This is a genomic window from Marinobacter panjinensis (genome assembly GCF_005298175.1).
Lineage (GTDB): Bacteria > Pseudomonadota > Gammaproteobacteria > Pseudomonadales > Oleiphilaceae > Marinobacter > Marinobacter panjinensis.
The window spans coordinates 104287-123408 of the sequence record NZ_SZYH01000003.1 but is presented as its reverse complement, the minus strand read 5'-3'; the positions used below and the strand labels follow the sequence as shown (position 1 = coordinate 123408).

At 55.7% G+C, this 19122-nt stretch carries 18 protein-coding genes; 4 read left to right on the top strand and 14 right to left on the bottom strand.

Annotated features, from left to right (window positions below; translation table 11 throughout):
- Positions 1-73: 73 nt before the first annotated feature.
- The 3 genes from FDP08_RS19780 (at position 74) to FDP08_RS19770 (ending at position 3437) form a co-directional block, all read left to right on the top strand.
- On the top strand, positions 74-793 hold the full coding sequence (locus FDP08_RS19780) for a 3-deoxy-D-manno-octulosonic acid kinase (protein ID WP_228263408.1): 720 nt from the start codon (positions 74-76) through the stop codon (positions 791-793).
- Between the two features lie 34 nt (positions 794-827).
- Positions 828-1514, top strand: coding sequence for a BUD32 family EKC/KEOPS complex subunit (locus tag FDP08_RS19775; RefSeq protein ID WP_137438028.1), 687 nt, complete (start codon positions 828-830; stop codon positions 1512-1514).
- 453 nt (positions 1515-1967) lie between these two features.
- Entirely contained in the window at positions 1968-3437 is a 1470-nt protein-coding gene (locus tag FDP08_RS19770) for a capsular polysaccharide export protein, LipB/KpsS family (protein ID WP_137438027.1), read from the top strand.
- A gap of 67 nt (positions 3438-3504) precedes the next feature.
- On the opposite strand, the gene FDP08_RS19765 is transcribed toward FDP08_RS19770, so the two are convergent.
- The 10 genes from FDP08_RS19765 to FDP08_RS19720 all read right to left on the bottom strand — a co-directional run bounded on the left by FDP08_RS19765 (position 3505) and on the right by FDP08_RS19720 (position 14263).
- Positions 3505-4479, bottom strand: coding sequence for a glycosyltransferase family 2 protein (locus tag FDP08_RS19765; RefSeq protein ID WP_137438026.1), 975 nt, complete (start codon positions 4477-4479; stop codon positions 3505-3507).
- A 66-nt stretch (positions 4480-4545) separates the two neighbouring features.
- Positions 4546-5844, bottom strand: coding sequence for an O-antigen ligase family protein (locus FDP08_RS19760; protein ID WP_137438025.1), 1299 nt, complete (start codon positions 5842-5844; stop codon positions 4546-4548).
- Between the two features lie 167 nt (positions 5845-6011).
- A complete protein-coding gene (locus tag FDP08_RS19755) occupies positions 6012-7103 on the bottom strand; it encodes a phosphonoacetaldehyde reductase (protein WP_137438024.1) in 1092 nt (363 codons plus the stop codon).
- Between the two features lie 12 nt (positions 7104-7115).
- The gene (gene aepY, locus FDP08_RS19750; protein WP_137438023.1) at positions 7116-8234 is read right to left on the bottom strand and encodes a phosphonopyruvate decarboxylase; all 1119 of its coding nucleotides are present in this window, start codon (positions 8232-8234) and stop codon (positions 7116-7118) included.
- Positions 8235-8243: 9 nt separating this feature from the next.
- Positions 8244-9542 carry a phosphoenolpyruvate mutase gene (aepX, locus tag FDP08_RS19745; protein ID WP_137438022.1) on the bottom strand — a complete coding sequence of 433 codons (1299 nt, stop codon included), beginning with the start codon at positions 9540-9542 and terminating at the stop codon, positions 8244-8246.
- A 37-nt stretch (positions 9543-9579) separates the two neighbouring features.
- Positions 9580-10503, bottom strand: coding sequence for a sulfotransferase (locus FDP08_RS19740; RefSeq protein ID WP_137438021.1), 924 nt, complete (start codon positions 10501-10503; stop codon positions 9580-9582).
- Positions 10500-11660: a glycosyltransferase gene (locus FDP08_RS19735; RefSeq protein ID WP_137438020.1), complete on the bottom strand. Its 1161-nt coding sequence runs from the start codon at positions 11658-11660 to the stop codon at positions 10500-10502. The genes FDP08_RS19740 and FDP08_RS19735 overlap by 4 nt, the downstream gene beginning before the upstream one ends.
- Entirely contained in the window at positions 11657-12487 is an 831-nt protein-coding gene (locus FDP08_RS19730) for a glycosyltransferase family 2 protein (RefSeq protein WP_137438019.1), read from the bottom strand. The genes FDP08_RS19735 and FDP08_RS19730 overlap by 4 nt, the downstream gene beginning before the upstream one ends.
- A 107-nt stretch (positions 12488-12594) precedes the next feature.
- Positions 12595-13503, bottom strand: a complete 909-nt coding sequence (locus FDP08_RS19725) for a lysophospholipid acyltransferase family protein (RefSeq protein ID WP_137438090.1) — start codon at positions 13501-13503, stop codon at positions 12595-12597.
- Positions 13504-13594: 91 nt separating this feature from the next.
- Positions 13595-14263 (bottom strand): YrbL family protein, encoded by a 669-nt coding sequence (locus FDP08_RS19720; RefSeq protein ID WP_137438018.1) that lies wholly within the window; start codon positions 14261-14263, stop codon positions 13595-13597.
- Positions 14264-14282: 19 nt separating this feature from the next.
- Here FDP08_RS19720 and FDP08_RS19715 point away from each other — a divergent pair, with 19 nt between their 5' ends.
- Entirely contained in the window at positions 14283-14993 is a 711-nt protein-coding gene (locus tag FDP08_RS19715; protein ID WP_137438017.1) for an SGNH/GDSL hydrolase family protein, read from the top strand.
- Here FDP08_RS19715 and FDP08_RS19710 read toward each other — a convergent pair.
- Genes FDP08_RS19710 through lpxL form a run of 4 tightly spaced genes read right to left on the bottom strand, consistent with a single transcriptional unit; the run spans position 14917 to position 18970 of the window.
- Positions 14917-15975: a glycosyltransferase gene (locus tag FDP08_RS19710; protein WP_137438016.1), complete on the bottom strand. Its 1059-nt coding sequence runs from the start codon at positions 15973-15975 to the stop codon at positions 14917-14919. The genes FDP08_RS19715 and FDP08_RS19710 overlap by 77 nt on opposite strands.
- Complete coding sequence (locus FDP08_RS19705) at positions 15972-17087, bottom strand: glycosyltransferase family 4 protein (RefSeq protein ID WP_137438015.1); 1116 nt, start codon at positions 17085-17087, stop codon at positions 15972-15974. Before FDP08_RS19705 ends, FDP08_RS19710 begins: the two co-directional genes overlap by 4 nt.
- Complete coding sequence (locus FDP08_RS19700) at positions 17084-18019, bottom strand: mitochondrial fission ELM1 family protein (RefSeq protein ID WP_137438014.1); 936 nt, start codon at positions 18017-18019, stop codon at positions 17084-17086. Before FDP08_RS19700 ends, FDP08_RS19705 begins: the two co-directional genes overlap by 4 nt.
- Complete coding sequence (gene lpxL / locus FDP08_RS19695; protein WP_137438013.1) at positions 18020-18970, bottom strand: LpxL/LpxP family Kdo(2)-lipid IV(A) lauroyl/palmitoleoyl acyltransferase; 951 nt, start codon at positions 18968-18970, stop codon at positions 18020-18022.
- Positions 18971-19122: the final 152 nt, after the last annotated feature.

Genomic DNA, 19122 nt, shown 5'->3' with positions numbered 1-19122 from the left:
AGCCTACTGGGCTTTTAACGTCTTTACCCGGCCATCCATGGGTTGCCGGTCCGAGGGTTCCGATCTTTTGACAGTGACAGCGGGCAATACAGATTCCGGAAAGTCAGTACTGCTGGTATCGCCGGAGTATGAGGGTGTTACTGCGCCCTGGTTTTCTCCCGACTTCTGGCAAGACCGGGCAAAGCCGGTTACCTCAGGAGGGCGCGGCGGAGCCTGGTTTATCGACGCGGAAGCTTCCGGCCTGGTGCTTCGTCACTACAAGCGAGGCGGTTTAATGGCGCGGCTGGCGGAAAAGACGTACCTGTTTACCGGTTTTGACCAGGCCAGATCGCTTGCAGAGTTCCGCCTGTTGGGCCGGCTCCGGGCCTTGGGTCTGCCGGTGCCTGAAGCCGTCGCCGCCATCGCCTGGAAGTACCGGTTGTTCTGGTACCGGGCCGCCATATTGGTAAAGCGTATTCCGGGCGCCGTTACGTTTTCAGACAGCGACAGGCTGAGCGATGAATCACTGTGGGCGCTGTTGGGGCAGGTTATTCGCCGTTTTCACGACAGCGGGCTGGATCATGTTGACCTGAACTGTGACAACATACTCGTAGCGGAAGATCAGATCTACCTGATCGACTTTGACCGTTGCCAGCTAGTTTCTGAGAGTGACAATGACGCAGATGCCACATGGAAGCAGCGTAACCTGGAGCGCCTTCACCGGTCTGTCAGGAAGCGGTGCCCCTCCTTGTCCTCATCCCAGCGGGAGAGTCTTTGGCAACACTTGCTGCAGGCCTACCATCGCAAGCCATAACGTCCACACTTCCAAATAGGCTTGATGCATTTTAATGACTACCGTTGAACTCCAGGAAGAGCTCCATGCCAACACCCGCAGAACCCGGATTACTTACCGGGGTCTGGTGAATGGGCAGCAGGCTGCGATTAAGTGTTACCGCAAGCCGATTTTCGGGCTCATTCACTGGATACGGGCGCTGCGCCGTGGCAAGAAAATCCGGCGGGCAGGCGGGCCGGTGCCGCCTATTGTGTTTGCGGGTTGGGTAGCGTCTGAAAAGTGTTTTGGCTACGGGACGGCATTTCTGGAGGGCTATAGACCCCTCCGGACTGTCCTTGGTAATGAAACATCCCGCGCCAGGCAGATTGGTATTATTCGTCTGTTGGGGCAGACCATGGGGGATGCTCATAAGCGGGGTATCGAACAGCTAGACGGGAACCTGACCAATTTCCTCATGGGGACGGAAGACAGGCTCTCCATGGTTGATGAGGACGACATTCGCGTTCATCCGGGCATGCTTCCGTTAAAGGTTGCCATTTCCAATCTCGCCAACGTTGCGGCCCGATTGCCGGACGAAGAAATGGTTGAAGTACTGTTAACTGCCTACCTGGAAGTTGCCTTCGTGGAAAAGGGCTCGGAGTGGGACAGTCGCGCATTCTGGGTCAGTGTTAAGGGCTGGAAGCAGATGCTTGAGTCAAAGCGAGCCAGCCGCAATATTGCCCCAGAAAGAAAGTTTGATTGACTGGCCTGTAAACATCAGAAGGCCGGGCTGTTGCTGGACTTTGTCTATAGGCTGAACCGGAGCATCGCGAAAGATCTCGAAAATATACTTCTCTGAAAAGGCCTAGTACGCTATTTTTACTCGTGCCAAGGAACGAGGCGTGATAAATAAAAATCATCTTCCCGTGAACTGAGATATAACAGCGGTAGATTGCGAAGGTGGCACACGGATGATAGCTTTTTTCTGGAGCCACAGGGTCTCGCAGAAATATTCAGAGATGCGCGTGCCGTTTGGTACTGCCTCGCTACAGAAGTCTGTCATCATTTCTGAAACAGGGAATTGGCCGATAGCCGCTGTAGATATAGAGAAAAATACACCAGTTGCGTTCGAAAAGCTCACTGACTGAATCGGCATCTCTCTGGTGATTTTCAGCTCGCCATCCTGTGCTCCCCAGTTCGAAAGTTAGGAACCATTATGTCGAACCGAGGTTTATTCTTCGTAACGAATCATGAAAATGCGCCGCTGATCTCCAAGAGACTTGTTGAGAGCTATCCCGTAATTATCTCCCGGGAGGAGTCTGATCTCAGTTTTTCAGCGGGTGTTTCCTGTGAGTTCTATTCGACGGAGTACATCAAGTCCCCTTTTTCTGAGCGAGTTGGAGATTCCGACTACAAAGATATTGAGGCCTCTCTCGATCTGGCGCTTGGCAATGCCCACACGTTTTTTATTCTGGAACGACTGCGCTATTTCAACGGCACTGCAAAAATCGACCCCTTTCGCAGTTGCTTTAACTATTTGCCTTATTTGCAGGATAGTTTGTTGCGCGCGGCAGATGTGCTGTGTGCTGCAAAGCCGGACTATATAGTCTTTAGTTCTACCCCCCACGATCTGGAAGCGTGGCTGACGTTTCTACACGCAAGTTCACTGGGAGTGCCCGTTTATGTGGTCTGTCAGACTGAACTGCCGTGGCGCGTGTTCCTGAAACAAATTGGTGCTGAGCCGGGTCTTGGCTACCGCATACTGAGTTACTATCCCGAGCGCAATCTCCCTCACCAGAAACAGGCGGTGATTCAGGGGAGGGATTTGTCATCGGCTGGCCATGACTACATTTTGGCCAAGCGAAACAATTACTCGCTGGCCGAGCCCCTGTATATGAAGCAGCAGAAAAACGGAGGGGAGAAAGATCTGGCTTCTCGTGCGCAGAAGTTGAAAGCCCGGCTGGTGGCCCGGGGTATGCCCAAAAACCGAACGTCCGCCTCAAATTTTGATCGCGAACTGAGCAAAATGTTGGACCGCTATCGAGCTTCGAAACTACGGCGCGCCCTGAGAAAATACTCCATCGACACCATACCGGATGGCAAATTCGTCTGCCTGTTCCTTCATTTCCAGCCAGAGCGAACGTCCATTCCTGAAGGCGGCCGGTATGCATCGCAAATCAACGCGATCTCCGCGCTCAGGAGCCAGCTACCGGATGACTGGGCACTTCTGGTCAAAGAACATCCATCGATGTTTTTGCTAAAAAGTAAACGTCCTTTTCGTCACCCGGATTTTTATACCTTGGTCGCCAGTATGCCGAAGACCTACATGCTGGATGAGTCCCACTCGTCTTTTGATCTGATCGACCAAGCGCAAGCAGTGGCTACTCTTACAGGCACGGTTGGTTTTGAGGCGTTGTGCCGTGGGTGCGTCGCTATTGTTCTGGGAGATGCGGCCTACCGGGGTTATCCAGGAGTTGTTGACATCTACGATATTCAATCCAGGGATATCACGCTGGAAGAGAGAATTGGTTCAGCCTCAGTCGAGCTGAAAGACTCATCTGCGATCGAGGCTTGTGCGGTGGTAACCGAGCAGGCATCGTATTCCGATGGGATCAGGTCTGAGTTAGTGACTCCGGAAACAATGGACATTGCGTTGATGGCGCTGGCAGAGGAACTGAGTCCCTAGAACACTATCTGTTCCGAGGCCTGCGCTCAAAACTTCACGGGCTGTAAGTAGGCCGTTCGCAGTCGTATCAGGAACCAAGGCTTTTACCGAGCCTGAAGAAAGCCAATAAGTGCCATCCTATCTGGCGCTTTCTGGCCCGAAGCGAGAAGGGAGAAATGTGGCACTGAAGGTTAGTAACAGCTATAGCCTCTTTGTAGAATCTGTTTTCCCACAGGCGCTTCGCGACACGCCCCATAAATCTGTCAGCCAGTATGGGGTGACCGCCGAGGAACTGTTTGTGTCTGGAAAGGACAGTCAGATCCGCTTCTGCCTGACGCTCTCTTTTTTCGTCCCGGCTGAGTCTCGGTCCTCCGTGGATTCGAAAAAACAGCACGGCAGCCTCCTCCGGTTTGGCGCAATAGTCCTTTGCCAGTAGCTTGAAGATCAGATCCCTGTCCTCTGACACGGTAAGGCCTTCATCAAATCCTCCTACCTGAAGAAGGCATGAACGCTTGAAGGCCATGCCGGATGACGTTGCGTCAAAAAGTCCGGCTAGAACCTCATCGGGACTTTTCGTTGTCGGGACGAAGGGAACGGATGCTCGCTTGGGTACTTGCACCCCCTGGTCTTCATAAACCATGGTTCTGGAGGGCCAAATAAAGTCAGGTGGTGGAATGGCTTCTGTTGCATCGGCCATTTTTACGAGAAAGTCTTCCGCCAACCAATCATCATCATCGAGAAAAATAAGCCAATCTGTCTCTGTCGCCTGGATACCTTGGTTACGAGCGGCTGACACACCAACACTTTCGTCATTCCGCAGAATCTTACGGCAATCTTGATAGTAGTCTTCAACCTGCTGTCTAACTGGTACGTCACTACCATCATCAACAATGACTATTTTCGCCTGGTGAGAGCTCTTTTGTTGAAGGACCGAATCGATAGCTTCTCTTAAATACCCTGGTCGGTTCTTGGTGGTGATTATGACGGTGAATTGGGTTGGCATAGGGATTGCGCTCAATCCTTTGATGGTAGATTCAAACCTGCGGCGGATAGAGTCTACCATTTATTCGGCGTGTCAGCAGTCGTGAGGAGGCTGCGAACATTTTAATGTTGGGGAGATTAGGCGATCCTAACTGCGTTCCGTTTTTTCTTCCGATGCGACACTGCTCAGCAACAGAACCGTCGGAAACCAAAAACAGAACCATTCGTAATCAAATGCCGCAAAAGCATAGCCGCCATCAAAAACCAATGCCACCTGCCCAGTTATGAGTGGCAATGTCATCCAGAACGTGCGAGGCCGATCCTTAGCAGCCAATCGCAGACCCAGAACAGGGGCCCATAGCAGCACCCATAGTATTAGCCCAATGGCTCCTAAATAATGGAACACTGATAACGCCATATTATGCGGATGCACAAAACTGACAAAACCGTCACCATCAGGATCGGGGACCATCACGGGTGACATGGTGTATGAAAGCCCATGGCCAAGCCAGGGAGCCGTTTCCAGTGTTCGGTGCAGCGATGACCACCAGATTTCTGGCCGCCAGGAGAGGCCACGGCTGGTATAGATCTCAGGAGCCAGAAGCAATATAGCGATACCGCCGGTAAGCAGTAACCCCGCCAAAATCATCCATAAACGGCCGCCTACCAGGATAACAGACGCGATCACCATAACAGCCAGAGCAACCAGGCCGGTCCGCTGTTCCAGAACAATCAGGTACGCCAGAAAAACTATCATAATGGCCGCACCCAGTATTCGCCATCCGGCTGTAGGTACTTTATGCATCAGGGCACCGGTCATAGCTAGCTGCGGTGCTACAACCAGTGTCGCATGAAGAGTATTCATTGGCTTAATGCCCATTGCCAACAAAGCCTCGTTGCTCCCGGAGTACATCCTCTGCCCAAGGGAAGCGCCGGAAAAGCCATAAAATCCGGCCAAATGCCAGAGGCAAACCAATGCGGTGACCGATACTCCCACCCAGATCAAGGACTCAACCAATCGGTGTTGTTCTGATTGCCACAAATAGGCGAAAAACAGAAAAAGTGCGAGCAGTTGTGCTGCCATTCTCACGGCCCGGGAAGCATTTGGTGTTTCTGACCAGGTAATAGATATCAATGCATAAGCCACATACAGAAGTAGAGGCAGGGCGGGCCAGAGAATTGGCTTCAATTGATGTCCGTTTCGGAATATCCAGATTGGGGAAAGCAGCAGTGCGGGCAGAAAAAATACTGCGTCCATGATATTCATGGCTGCAGAACGGGAGGGGTGCCACAGGAGAATAGAAAACATCAAAGCGAAAGAGAGAAACGCCCAGCTTCGGAAAAGCGTTAGTGGTAAAAAGGCGCTGCCTGGATCATCAATGCTGGAAAGCTGCTTGGTTGGCTTACTGGTCAAAACTGGTACCTTTGTTACATCAATTCTGCTCATCCGGAGATTCCGAAACGGTTCCGAAACGCGTTCGAGATAGTAATTACCGGAGCAGGGGAGGTTGCCCTCCAGGCACTGCAGGCGTTTCGTGCAGTGGCTCTGGCCAACAGACCTTCCGGGCGAAAATACTCGGTAACTAGCGCTGATAGTATTTCCTGAAGTGCTAGCTAGTATGGCGTATTACTCAACAAGTCCCGAAGAATATCCTGATCAATGGGTCTGCTGAAATTTCCCGCCCTGTCCGGCTGGAACATTTCGCCGAGGTATTGGGAGGGGTCATCTCCACCGAGATACTTTGAGACCCTCTGCATGAGATCGGCCGACTCCAGTGTCCTCAGCGTCATCTCCATTGCCTGCCGCTCTGGCCCCTCTTGAAGTGTCGGGATATAGCGTTGCAGTATTCCGGGCAAAGTGAAACTGCATGCGAGCCCATGAGGTATCCCATAATGCAACGTCATGGGGTACGAAATAGCATGGGCGATAGCTGTTCGTGTGGTGCAGATGGCTAGCCCTGCCAGCATGCTGGCCTGCTGCATCCGTTCGCGCTGGTCAAGGTTGTCCGGGGTAGCGAGAAGAGCGGGAAGGGCGTCGTTTGCCAGCGCCAGAGCTCGCAAGGCATAGGTTTCGCTGATCACTGTCCTGTTTTTGTTCCACAGGGATTCCAGAGCATGCGATATGGTATCCAGCGCTGTGTAAAGCGTTTCATCTTCCGGCAGCGAGAGCGTTAGCTGTGGATCCAGGATGGCGTAATCGGGAAAAGTCCGGTCGCCAGTAACTGAGTACTTTTTATTAGCCGTATGGTCCCAGACGGTGGCAAAAGGGGTCACTTCTGCGCCAGTGCCAGCGGTTGTGGGAACTGCGATCAGAGGCAGCTTGTCTGTCCATGCCTGGGCCTTGTTTCCGCGCAGGATATGGTCGAGCGGTGCATCGATGTCGCTTTTCAGTATAACGGCGAGTACTTTGGCTGCATCGATTGCGCTGCCACCCCCAAGGGCGATGATCCCGTCGAGTGGCGTTGCTTTGAGCGAAGCCGCCACTGAATCGAGGTGATCCAGGTCCGGATTGGGAGTGACTTCATCGAATACACTGAGCCGGTCGGTACCCACCAGGGCCCGGACCCGATCAGTAACCCCGCGGCGGGTAAAGCCCGCCGTGGTCACCAGTAACCATTGTCCCGCACTGGCCAGATCTCCGAGTTTGTCGAAGGCTCCGGGACCGGCATGAATAGTCACCGGGTTGTAATGGCTCCAATGGGTCATGGTGGCGTTTCCTCAGTCTCTGGCAGCCTGCATGAAGGCTTCCTTGTTCTGCACCGGAGTGCTGGTTGGCCGTCCGAGATCGTCTCTTGAGCCGGTCGTGATGCGAATTTCCAGCATAACGGGGCCGACCACATTCCGTATACCGTCCCACTCGGCACGGATCGCTTCGAGGCTATCCGCCACCCGGTAGTCCCGGTACCCGCTGGCCCGGGCAATGGCACCAAAATCCGTTGAGTCACCTACGGTGGGTTGCCCGCCGACGGATTCATGGGCGGCATTGTTCAGCAATACGTGAACGAGGTTGGCGGGTGCAACATCTCCAATAATCGGCAGGGCGCCCATGTGCATGAGTACGGATCCGTCCCCGTCTATGCAAACCACCTGGCGCTCCGGGTTGCCCAGGGCTGCGCCGAGAGCAATGGATGCGGTGTGACCCATGCCGCCAACGGTCAGAAAATCCCGTTGTGGCTGACTCGTTTCTACCCGCAGCTCGAAAACCTCCCGGGAGGTTTTTCCGGTTGTCGAAACAACCAGGCTGTCACCGGCCAGCGCGAGCAGTTCCCTGAGAGCATCCTCTCTCTTGAGCGTTGAGGGCATGACGGGCTGGCGACGGGTTTTGTAGCTTGAAAAGGTGTTTTTCCTGACCAGCAGGGCAACCGGCGCGTTTGTGCTGCGCATGGTGTCCAGGGCGTCTTTGAGCAGGGCGTCCTGATCCGAGTCGGCATCAACAATCCAGTAGGGGATTTCAAGCAACTCCAGCTGCGCAGGGGTGATCCTTCCCTGTTTTATATGCTGGGGCTCATCTTTCACACCCGGCTCACCACGCCACCCAACGATCATGAGCATGGGGATCCGGTATACCTCGGGATCTGCAATCGACGTTAACGGGTTAATGGTATTACCCAATCCGGAGTTCTGCAGGTAGACACAGCCATACCCGCCGGTTGTCAGGTGATAGCCGGAAACAAGGGCAACCGCGTTGCCCTCATTCGCTGTGATGATGTGTTCTTTGGGGCTGCTATGGTCATCGATGTAGGCGCACAGGTTGGCAAGCAGCGAGTCGGGTACACCCGCGAACAGGCCGATGCCTCCCTGCTTCAGGGCTTCGAAAAAATGATCAGGTGCCAGCATGGAGTCTCCTTAACGAGTGCCCGGAATCAGTTCAAGAATGTCCTTGATGGGCAGCATATCCGCATCGCATTCGGCAGAACGGTGGTGCTCCAGAATAGACTTGGCAGTTTTCATCATAGCGGGATAGGCACTTCGCAAGAGCTGATTGGCGTAGATAACCACGTTTACGCCGTGCTCCTGGAGCTCTTCCTCGGTTACGGTGTTATAGCTGGAGGGCACGGCCACCAAGGGTTTGCGATCATCCAGGGTGTTATAAAGCCGGCAGAATTCGAAGATTTCCGCCGGGTCCTTCTGGCGGCTATGGATCATGATGCCATCAGCGCCGGCCTCCAGGTAGGCTTTGGCGCGGGTGAAGGCGTCGTCGACCCCTTTCTCCAGGATGAGACTCTCGATTCTGGCAATGATCATGAAATCATCGGTGGTCTGGGCCTTCTTGCCCTCCCGAATCTTGTGGCAGAAGCCTTCAATGGTGTCCTGGGTCTGCGCCACATCGTTACCAAACAGCGAGTTCTTCTTGAGGCCGGTTTTGTCTTCAATGATGGCGGCAGAAACGCCATGCCTTTCCAGGGTCTTCACAGTGAACTTGAAGTGCTCGGTCTGCCCCCCGGTGTCGGCATCGTAGATAATGGGCTTGGTGGTGACTTCCAGTACTTCATTCAGTGTCGTCATGCGGGCGGAGACATCGACGGCTTCGATATCCGGTTTGCCCTTGGCGGTGGAGTCGGTCAGGCTGCTGCCCCACATACCATCGAACTCCCGCTTGCCGTCGGGGGTATCAATGGTGGTGTTCTCGATGATCAGTCCACTCAGGGCATTGTGAATATCGAGGAAACGCAGCAGTGGTTTGACTTTGAGCATCCTGCGCAGTGATTTGAGCCGCAGCTCCGGAGTGGTGCCGATTTCCTTCAGAGCCTTGTTCAGCTGGGTGGATGAAATGCCTTTGGTATAGGGCACCTCCACCAGTTCGCCACCCCACTGGGCGAGGGTATCGATGACGCGCTGGCGGGTTTGCCTCTGCACGCCGTTTTTCCAGTCATCGCCGTGTACCACATAGTCAGGCTTCATGGCTTCCAGGTTGGGCACGTAGTCCAGTGTGGTTTGAGGAATGACCTTTGAAACACCCTTGATGTTCTCGATCACCTGCTGGCGTTGCTCGAATTCCATAAACGGTACGCGCTTGTAGCTGGCAATCGCCTCGTCGGTAAGCAGACCTACTGTGACTTCTCCCAGTTCCTGGGCTTTCATGAGCACATTAAGATGGCCCGGGTGAACGAGATCTGCGCTCATGCCTACGTATACTGTTTTCATATCTGACCTTTTTGAATGCATGTGTCGGGGCTGACCTTTAATCCAGTTGTTTTCTGAGTTCAGCCATTCGCTGAATTTTTTCCCGATAGGGCGATAGCATAGATTGTATGTGACCGGTTTGTCCGATACCGACGTTCTTGCAAGATTGCTCTGGATGAAAATACGGTCCGGAGTCCGGGGTTTTCTGAAGGCCGGCAAATTCACACACACGATCTTCGGCCGACTGATGATCAGTGACGAAGGTTTCGAACGGCAGTGTCAGTATGTCGCTTGCCGGCAGGGAGTTTTTCAGTAAAACGAGGCTCTCCAGCTTGCGGGTAATGCCATCCAGTACAAATGCGACAGGGTCGGATCTGTCTCCTGAGAATGCCGGGTCGGACTTCGCTTTGCCCAGTTTGCCCTGACGTTCTACTTCCGCAAATTGGTCTTCCGGGTCCCGATGCACAACAATCAGTTTGCAGGGTTTGAAGATATCGAGAGCAATCTGCTCATGGCTGCCGACCCATAGGGGCTGATTCCACACTACAGCGTGCCTGTCCGGAGCATAGACATCGCCCATTTCCCTGATCCACTGGCACCAGGGGGTCGTGTCTGCATGATCACCACCGTTGCGGATATGGTTGCGGCAGCGCTGGAGTGCCTTCAGTTTGAGCTGGATGTGGCGCCACTGCTTCTTCAGTGGCAGGTCTTCCTGCTTTTTGCCTGCCAGCCGCTGAGCGAAAGCGGGTGGGAGTTTACCAATCACGGTTTCCAGCCACATCAGCCGAATAAAATGCCGGGCCCTGGCAGCAGACGTGGCGGTTACGGCGCTGATAACCCGTCCTTCACGCTTTATATCGGTAAATTCGCCACTGGGCGTGAAGCACTGGGGATGGCCTTTGAGGTAATCCACGACCGCCCCGGACCCCGACCAGTAAATGCCGACTACGAGAATATTGGTTTTGGGGGAGGGGGTGTTCACTCGCGGCTCTCCTTGTTTGCGGTTTTCAGAAAGGCATCAACCACGACCTCGTTTCTGAAAGGTTCCAGCCACTCCGGTTTCACAGTCACCGGTAAGCGCTTGACCACAGAGGCCAGAGCTTCAGCCAACCCATCTACCGTGCGAGGTGTCAGGAAGCCTTCCAGCTCTCCCCGGAACACATCCCGCACACCGCCGCGGCTGTCCACGGACAGAATCGGAGTATCACATGCCAGCGCTTCCGTCAGCACAATGCCGAGCCCTTCATACTCTGAAGCCAGAACAAACAGGTCTGCCTGTTTCATCCATGGGTAGGGGTTCTTGCGCTTGCCAGCAAAGAACACACGGTCGGCAATGCCTAGGGTTTTTGCTTTTTCTTCCAGCTTGTTCCTCAGCGGGCCTTCGCCAACGATCACGAGCTTATGGCCGACTCCGGATTTCCGGTAAGCCTCCAGAAGTAGTTCGTGCCCTTTCTGAGGAACCAGGCGGGCGACATTGAGGATGTAAGGTTCATCAGGTATTTCAGGGTCATACTTCTTAGCCAGGGCACTGATCTGTTCCACCGGGCATGGGTTGGTAATCACCCTCAGACTCTTCGGTTCAATCTCACCTTTGGTGAATGCTTCTTTCGCAGACTCCAGAACACCGGATGAGACGCAGGCCAGATGCCGGTTGTGAAACACCAGTTTCCATTCCAGCTTTTTTTGCCACAGCGGACGGTCGTAATGGATAACGTTTTCAAGAACGTACACATTGCGGTCATCCCGGAATGACCAGAAATACTTGAACGTGCCGAGCCCGCGAAACACGATGCGATCAAAATGGCCGTACTGCCGTTCCAGTTTCTGGATATGACGTTCAAGTAGCCAGCCACTGAGCCAGCCCACCCACATGAAGTGGGATTTGGGCAACAAAACGCCCAGCAACAGGCGGGAGAACAAGAATACGGGAATGCCTATAACCGACTTCATCAGCGCCTGAAACTGGTCGAAATGATGCAAGTGCACAGCCGGGTTGGCGGGGCTGAGGTCGTTGGGATGATTACGGCAGGCCAGCAGGTGGCTTTCATGGCCCTCATCGGCAAAGGCATCGGCCAGATTAACGGCAACACGCTCCATGCCACCCATCTTGAGGCTATGAATGACGACGAGGGTTCTCATGGGGCTGGATTCTTCTCAATGCCGTTCACTGCCCAGAACGTTCGGTCGTCCTTTACCGCCTTGCGGATAGCCCGGTTCTTCGCCCAGATTTCTGGCTTGGAGTAACCGCGGGCATGGTCGAGGTGCAGACACACGGTGCTGTAGCGGATCTGTTTTGACTTGTGGCCGTAGTTCCACAGGCGCTCACCCAGCTCCCTGTCCAGGCCACCGTACTGCATGTCCTCATTAAAGCCGTTGACTGCAATAAGGTCTTTGGTCCAGGTGGAACTGTTCATGCCATTCCAGCTGGAGGCAGCCGGGGTGATGGCGTTCAACAGTTTCTTTTTCAGCGACGAACGGGACAGTTTCCAGAGCTTGTGGTTCTTCGGCTGGCCCTTGCTGACCAACCACTGCGGATCGAAAATAACGCCGCTGCGGATATCCTCGTCTGAAATGGCCTCAGACACGGGCATGGTGAGCTTGATGTAGCCCCCTGACAGGAAGTGCCCCGGTTCGGCCAGCCGTTGATGGGTTTCGATAAAGGTCGGTTCCGGGATGCAGTCACCATCGGTAAAGATCAGGTAGTCGCAGTCGGTTTCGCTGATCGCCTTGTTGAGGATCTGGCATTTGCGAAAGCCGTCGTCTTCGTGCCAGACATGGTCGATCTGCAGGATGCCATGCTCGCGGAACCGGTCAATCAGGGCCCGGGTTTCGTCGGTGGAGCCATCGTCTGCGATGATAACCCGGAAGTCTTTCCGGGTCTGGTTTTCATAGCCCGTCAGCACCTTGCTCAGCCATAAGGGGGAATTGTAGGTGGTGATGACAACACCAATGCGTTCTGGGGACATGACTCCGGCTCGGCCTTTCTAAGGGAAAACAGACAGTCGTCAGACTGATTCGGTACGCGGATTATACAGTTTTAGGCCGCGGCGGGCACCGGCTGTAACCGCGGGATTTACTTACACACCCGGCCGGGTTTGTAAGGGTGGGGCATGCCCGTGGGACGATGGCGGAAACGTTTGTATTCCCACTGGTATTGTTCCGGCACCTCCCGCACTACCTTTTCGATGGATTTGTTCAGGGCGGCGGTGGCGATGATCGGATCGGGGTCGTCGATACCCGGTTCGCATTCGCGAATCACCAGGCGGAAACCCTGTCCATCTTTCAGTCGCTCAGAATAAGTCATCAGTGGCTTGGCGCCGGATTTTTGCAGGAGCTTCGATACCAGGGTCATGGTGCGCACGTCCATGCCGAAGAAAGGCGCGTAGGCGTTGCCTTTGCCCCGTGGACTCTGGTCCGGGAGTATGCCGGCAACCTCGCCTTCCCGCAGCAGAGTGATCAGCCTTGCCAGCCCGCGGCGGTCGCCCCGAACCAGCTCCGAGCCCATGCGGCCGCGAACGCGGATCATGTAATCTTCAAACTCCCTGATGTGCGGCGGGCTGTATAGGGCAGCCATGCGGTAACGGGATGAAAAATACAGGCCAGTGAGTTCCCAGTTGCCAAGGTGCGGCGCCAACAGCAGCAGGCCACGGCCGTCTTTCTTTGCCTCGGCGAGCAGTTCCTCACCCTCGATCTCCCGGATCAGTTCCAGACAGCGCTCTACCGGCCATTCCCACATCAGCGGGATCTCCATTATGGTCTGGCCGGTATGACGCAGGCTGGAGCGGATCATGCGATGATGCTGCTCTTCCGTCAGTTCCGGGAAGCAGATTTTCAGGTTGATGTCAGTGGTTTTGCGCGACTGGGTTTTGAACATCCAACTGATCATGCCCAGAAAGCGGCCAATAAGCTGTGCGCCTCTCAGAGGCAGTTTGCCGGCAAGCCGGAGAGCAGTGATCAGAAACGTTGCTTTGGAAAGGGCCATAATCCGTAGGACAATCAACAGGAAAAAGGATGAGCGGAAGCTATCACCATCCGGCGTGTGCGGCAAGGTTGGTGAATGCCTGGCAGTGCGATCATAGCTTCTGGGAGGCTTCCCAGCTGTCATTGCGGTCGCCGATTTCCCAGTTGATCCGCAGGTAAAACCGCCTGACCCGGCGCTCAATATAGCGCCGACGCCAGGCCGGCAGGACCGCCAGCGTGTCGGGTATGGCGGGTGCGCCAAGCCCGTCCACCAGGAACAGCTCCGGCTGCCCGTTCCTGACCGCAATCACCAGGTTATGGGGCAAAAGGTTGCGGGTGAGGATGCCGGTTTCGCTAAGCCAGTGGCCGAACCGATCCACGGCTTCCTGCATGGACTGGTCGAATCCCCGGCGTTGCAAATAGTGTTCGAGTGTTTCTGCCGGCAGGCCTTCGCTTCCGCTAATAAATTCGCTGACGTTCGCAGTACCCAGGGAGGTGTCAGCGCTGCCGTGGAATCGGGGCAGGTGTGCCCAGACCAACGAGCTCTGACCCTCAGCGAGCAGCTTCCTGATGGCCTGCTGCTGGTGTGCCCTGAGTTCCTGGCGGTTGTCATCGATGCGGGCCTTGCCGAGGACCTTTTTGGGCCAGGCCTGGCGCTGATAACGGGCCTCAATGTTTTCAGGGCGGAGGACTTTGAGACACAATGTGGGCTCATCCGGGTGCTGATAGCAGTGCCGGTTGTAGCCAGAGGCGAAGGGATCGAGGTCTGACAGGTCAATCATTGATGGGGCGCCACACATTATGAACGGTTGTATTGCCTACGGTGATTGCAATACCGAAGGGGTAAAAGGTTACCACGAACAGGTCTGGCCAGAGATGGTAGCAGAACATCTGGGCCTGGCTCTCACCAACTGCGGCCACACCATGAGCACAACCCGGGAGCTGTTGCACTACGCGGAAGCCTTTTCGCCTCGTGGCTACCAGCTGGCGTTTGTGCAGTATGGGCTGGTAGATTCCTGGCTCACCTTTCGCGGTGCACCCTATGTTCTGTATTACCCTGACAATCCTCGCAGGAAGCTGGCCAGGAAACTGGTGAAGAAGCTCAAGAAATGGGCGCGCCACTTTCAGCTTCAGGAACGCTGGGGGGCGGTGGAGCAGGTGTCGCTGGACGAATATCTGGGCAATATTGGAAAGGTGGTACGTTCTGCCCCTGACACGCTTTTTGTGCTGGTGGCCACCCCGCCAAATCTTGATGAGCCAAGAAACCCGCGCATCGAACGTTACAATCAAGGCTTACAACAATTGGCCGAGCAAAAGCCCAACGCAGTACTGGCGGATGCCTATGATCCGTTATGGCAGCATAGGGCGAATACGCTGATGGACGACGGCACACACCTTACCGCTGAAGGGCATCGGCTTGTGGCGGACGCGGTGCTCAGCGCCTTGCCGGCAGGCTGGCAAGCAGGTCCCGATAAAAAGCCTCAGTCTTCGACACCATTGTCTCAAGGCTGAGTTGCTCACGGGCCTGTTCGAAGCTTTTGCTTTGGATCTCCGTCAGCACACCAGGCTCAGCAAGGTTGGTGCTGATCAGTGTGGTGATATCCTCAAGGCTATCCGAGGCCGAGATGCAGCTTTGAGGCAGGAAGTCTCCCACGCCACTGACCGGTGTGGACAGAACCGGACATTGGGCCATCAGCGCCTCCACCATGATATAGGGAAAACCTTCCCGGCTGGAGCTGATGATGCAGGCCGTGGCCGCCTTCAACCAGGGCTGAATCCGGGTTTTATGGCCCGGAAGCAGGACGTTGTCTTCGGCGCCGAGTTCCCGGATTATTGTGTTGAGCCGCGCCCGTTGGCTGCCATCGCCCAGAATCACCAGCTTGCCGTCACAGTTGGCCTGAGCCCACGCCCGGATCAGCCTGTCGAATTGTTTGACCGGTTCCAGCCGACCTGCCGCCAGCAGCAGCGGGCGCTCACCGGGAACGGGCATCTCCGGCCCATAAAGGTCATCAGGATCGGTGTTCTCCACTGGCCGCAGGCCGTTGAAAATCAGCCGGGCATGGGGATGTGCGACGGAACACGTTATTTCACGGCTGACGCCGATAACGCCATCCAGCTTTTTGAAGGCTTTGTGAGAGCTTTTGGTACCGTGCAGCGTACCGACAGTCACCGGCCCATCATGACGAATAATACTGACGAGGCTGGCGGCCTTATTGCCCTGAGCGTGGACAATGTCCGGCTGGATGGAGCGAAGTGTTCGTCGCAGGCGGTGTCGTAGCCAAAGATTGCGTCGGCCGAGCTGGAAGGGCAGCGGGTGGAAAAGGACAGGCTTGGCAAAGCGTTCGCTATAGGCGGAATGGGCCAACACGTGAATGGCATGGCCCCGTGCTGCAAGGGCTCCCGCTAGGTCTGCTGTGTGTTTTTCCATCCCGCCCCACCCGGTGCCGGGTGTGGCAATCACCAACGCAATGGTTAGCGGACCCGGGGCATTCACTGTTGCGCCTGTTTCCTGGCCAGCAGGGTTTCGTAGACCTCAAGCGTTGATTCGGTCTGTGCCTCCAGCCGGAACCGCCAGGGGATTTCAATCTCAGGTCTGGCATTGTCGATCAGGGACAGAGTTGTTTGTGCAAATGCCTTAATGTCATCTGGTTTTACCAATCCCTCGGGGAAACAGGCGCGCAGAGTCTCGGCGGCACCACCGCGGTCGAAAGCGGCGACAGGTGTGCCGGAGGCCAGCGCTTCGGTAACAGTGCGCCCGAAAGGCTCTGGTTTGGTGGACATGTGGCATACCACATTCGCCAGCAGATACAGGGTGGTCATGTCATTGCGCTGGCCGAGGAAGCTCACCTTGTCGGTAAGGTTCAGGCGGGCGCGTTCCTTTTCCAGCTCTTCCAGGAATTGCTCCTTGCCGGGTTCGGCGCCGCCGACGATGATGCCGTGACAATCCGGCCGTTCTTGAACCAGCTGAGCCATCATGGCCAGGAAATCCAGCTGGCCTTTCCAGCGTGAAATGCGCCCGGGCATCATAATGATTTTCTGGTTGGCCAGTTGCGGGTACTGGCGGAACCAGCGGTCCAGCCATTGTGAGCTGAGCTCCCGCTGACGGAAGGCATCCACATCCACGCCACGCTGGATGACCGTCAGTTTTTCTTCCGGCACCCGGTAGTTGGTGAGGACATAATCCCTGACACACCCGGACACGGCGATTATATGATCGGCCCTGGTCATGATGGCGCTGTAGGGAGTGACGGAATACATACCGTGAAAGGTGGAGACAACGGCCGGCCGCTGATTTGCCGGCATGCTTTTCAGGGCCAGAAAAATGATCCAGGCGGGCATGCGGGAGCGGACATGCACGATGTCCGGTTTCAGCTCCAGCAGCAGTTTCCGCATTGGCAGAATCTGCCCGAAAGACGCTGGGGTCTTCCGGTGGATGGGCATGAAAATGTGTTCCGAGCCCTGCCCGCGAAGTTGCTCGGCCATGGGCCCGCCCTTTGATACCACAAAGGATTCGTGCCCGCGCTTGACCAGGTCGGCGGCGAATTCCACGGTGCCCCGCTCAACACCGCCGCTGTATAGTGCGGGTAACGCCTGGAGAATCCTCAACGCTCGCCTTCCTTCAGAAAATGGTTGATCAGCCACCGTGCGGCCCGGTCAGCCTCCCACAGGCTGGGTGATCCTGGCAGTTTGCCTGCCATCACCGAGGCATGGTCGCTCCAGCGCGCAACGTATCCTTTTTCCACCAGGCTGGCCATACCTCGGGCGACTCGGCTGTTGTGTCTGGGCGCCATTTCAAACAGGCCGGTTGGAACGCCGGAGGTAGCAGCTTCGCAGACCATGGACGTGCTGTCCGGTGTTACCCAGACCGCCCGTGAGGCAGACAGTTGATGGGGGACCCAGCCTGCGTGGGTTCGCTCATGATCCACAACCGTGACCTTGGGGCCTGCCAGTTCCTGCAGATTTTGCAGCAGGGGTTCCGGTGTACGACGGGAGCCACTGATGGTCCAGCGCCATTCGGGGTAGCGCCCCATAAGCTGTGACACTTGCCCCAGAACCACATCGTCGTCCCAGTCGAAATGGGGGGATGGGCCACCGATGAGGATCAGGCCTTCGGGTTTGTCAGTAATGCGCGCCAGCGGCGTGATGGCGTTGATCACGCCTTCGGTGATCAGGATGTTTCTGGCAGGGTCAATGTCGTCATGCTCGGGAATAATGGCCGCATCGACCCAGCCAATGGGAAACCCCGGTTTCATCAGGACCACGGTTTTTGCCTTTCGGCGCCGCCGCAGGGACAGCAGCAGGCGGTGGGTGCGGCTGCCGGCTGCGATAATCAGGTCCGGCGCGCGCAGGGTTTCATCCATAGCGGGAGCCATGCCCAGCAGAGCACGCCACAGGGGAACCGGAACCTCCGTAGCGTCAATCTCGGCCACACTGGCGCCGGACAGCACTCGTAAACGGTTGCCAAGTCCTTTCAACTGGTTTCGGTGGCCAGGTTTGTTGTCGGTGAGCAGCCAGACAACAGGTGCTGATAATCCCATTCAGTTCGCTTCCTTGCGGTAAAGGTCCGGGTTCTCCCGGGACGGGCGGGTCTTGAACCGCCGGTGCATCCAAAGGTATTGATCTGGATGTTTGCGGATCTCGTTTTCAATGGTTTTGTTTACCAGGGTTGCATCCGCCATGTCGTCTCCGGAGGGGAAATTATCCAGCGGAGGGTGGAAGTAAACGTCGTACCCTGGCTCGTGCTCGCGGCGGAAATGGCTGAACGGTACCACCGCACACCCGCTGCGATCCGCAATCCGCGAGGTGGCGGTGATGGAACCCGCCGGCACGCCGAAGAATGGCGCAAATACGATGCCCTTGCGCCCGTAATCCTGATCCGTCGCGTACCAGACAATGCGGTTGTTTTTAAGTTGTTTAAGCAGGCCTCTCAGGTTCCTGCTGTCCAGTACCGTGCCATAGCGGCGCTCTCTGGCACGGGTCATCACTGCGTTCATCAGCGGATTGTTGTGGTCACGCTGCATAACGTCGGCTTCAATGAATTCTGTTACCAGGCTGCCCCCCAGATCCAGGGTGCTGTAGTGGCCGCCCAATAGCAGAATGCCTTTGCCTTGGGCCAGGGCACTATCAACGTGCTCGAGCCCGTGCACTCTGGTGATGGGCATAAACGAGGTGGGGTTGCGAAACCAGGCCAGCCCGATTTCCATCACCCCGATACCATTGGCCTGGAAGGATTTTTTAACCAGGGCCTGTTGTTCCCGCTCGGACAGCTCGGGAAAGCACAGATGAATGTTCACTTCAGTAATATGGCGCCGACGGGCTGCAAAGCGATAGGCCAGATCCCCAATTCGCCTGCCCAGCCACCATTGGATCTTCAGGGGCAGCCGGGCTCCCAGCCACATCAAGCCGATGCCCATCCAGGTGGGCCACCAGCGAGGATGGAGGTAACTGGAGTAACGGGTATCGCGGGTTGTCTGTTTGCTTTTCTTCACTCGATTCACAGCCTGATGGGGTTCCGGTATCAAGAACCGGAGTTTAGCAGCACGGCTCTCATCTGCTAAAGCAGCAATCTCTGCAACTTGCGGAAAAGGATGACTTCTGTGCCGGAGACTCCGGCAACGGCTTTATGTAGAATGACCGCCGC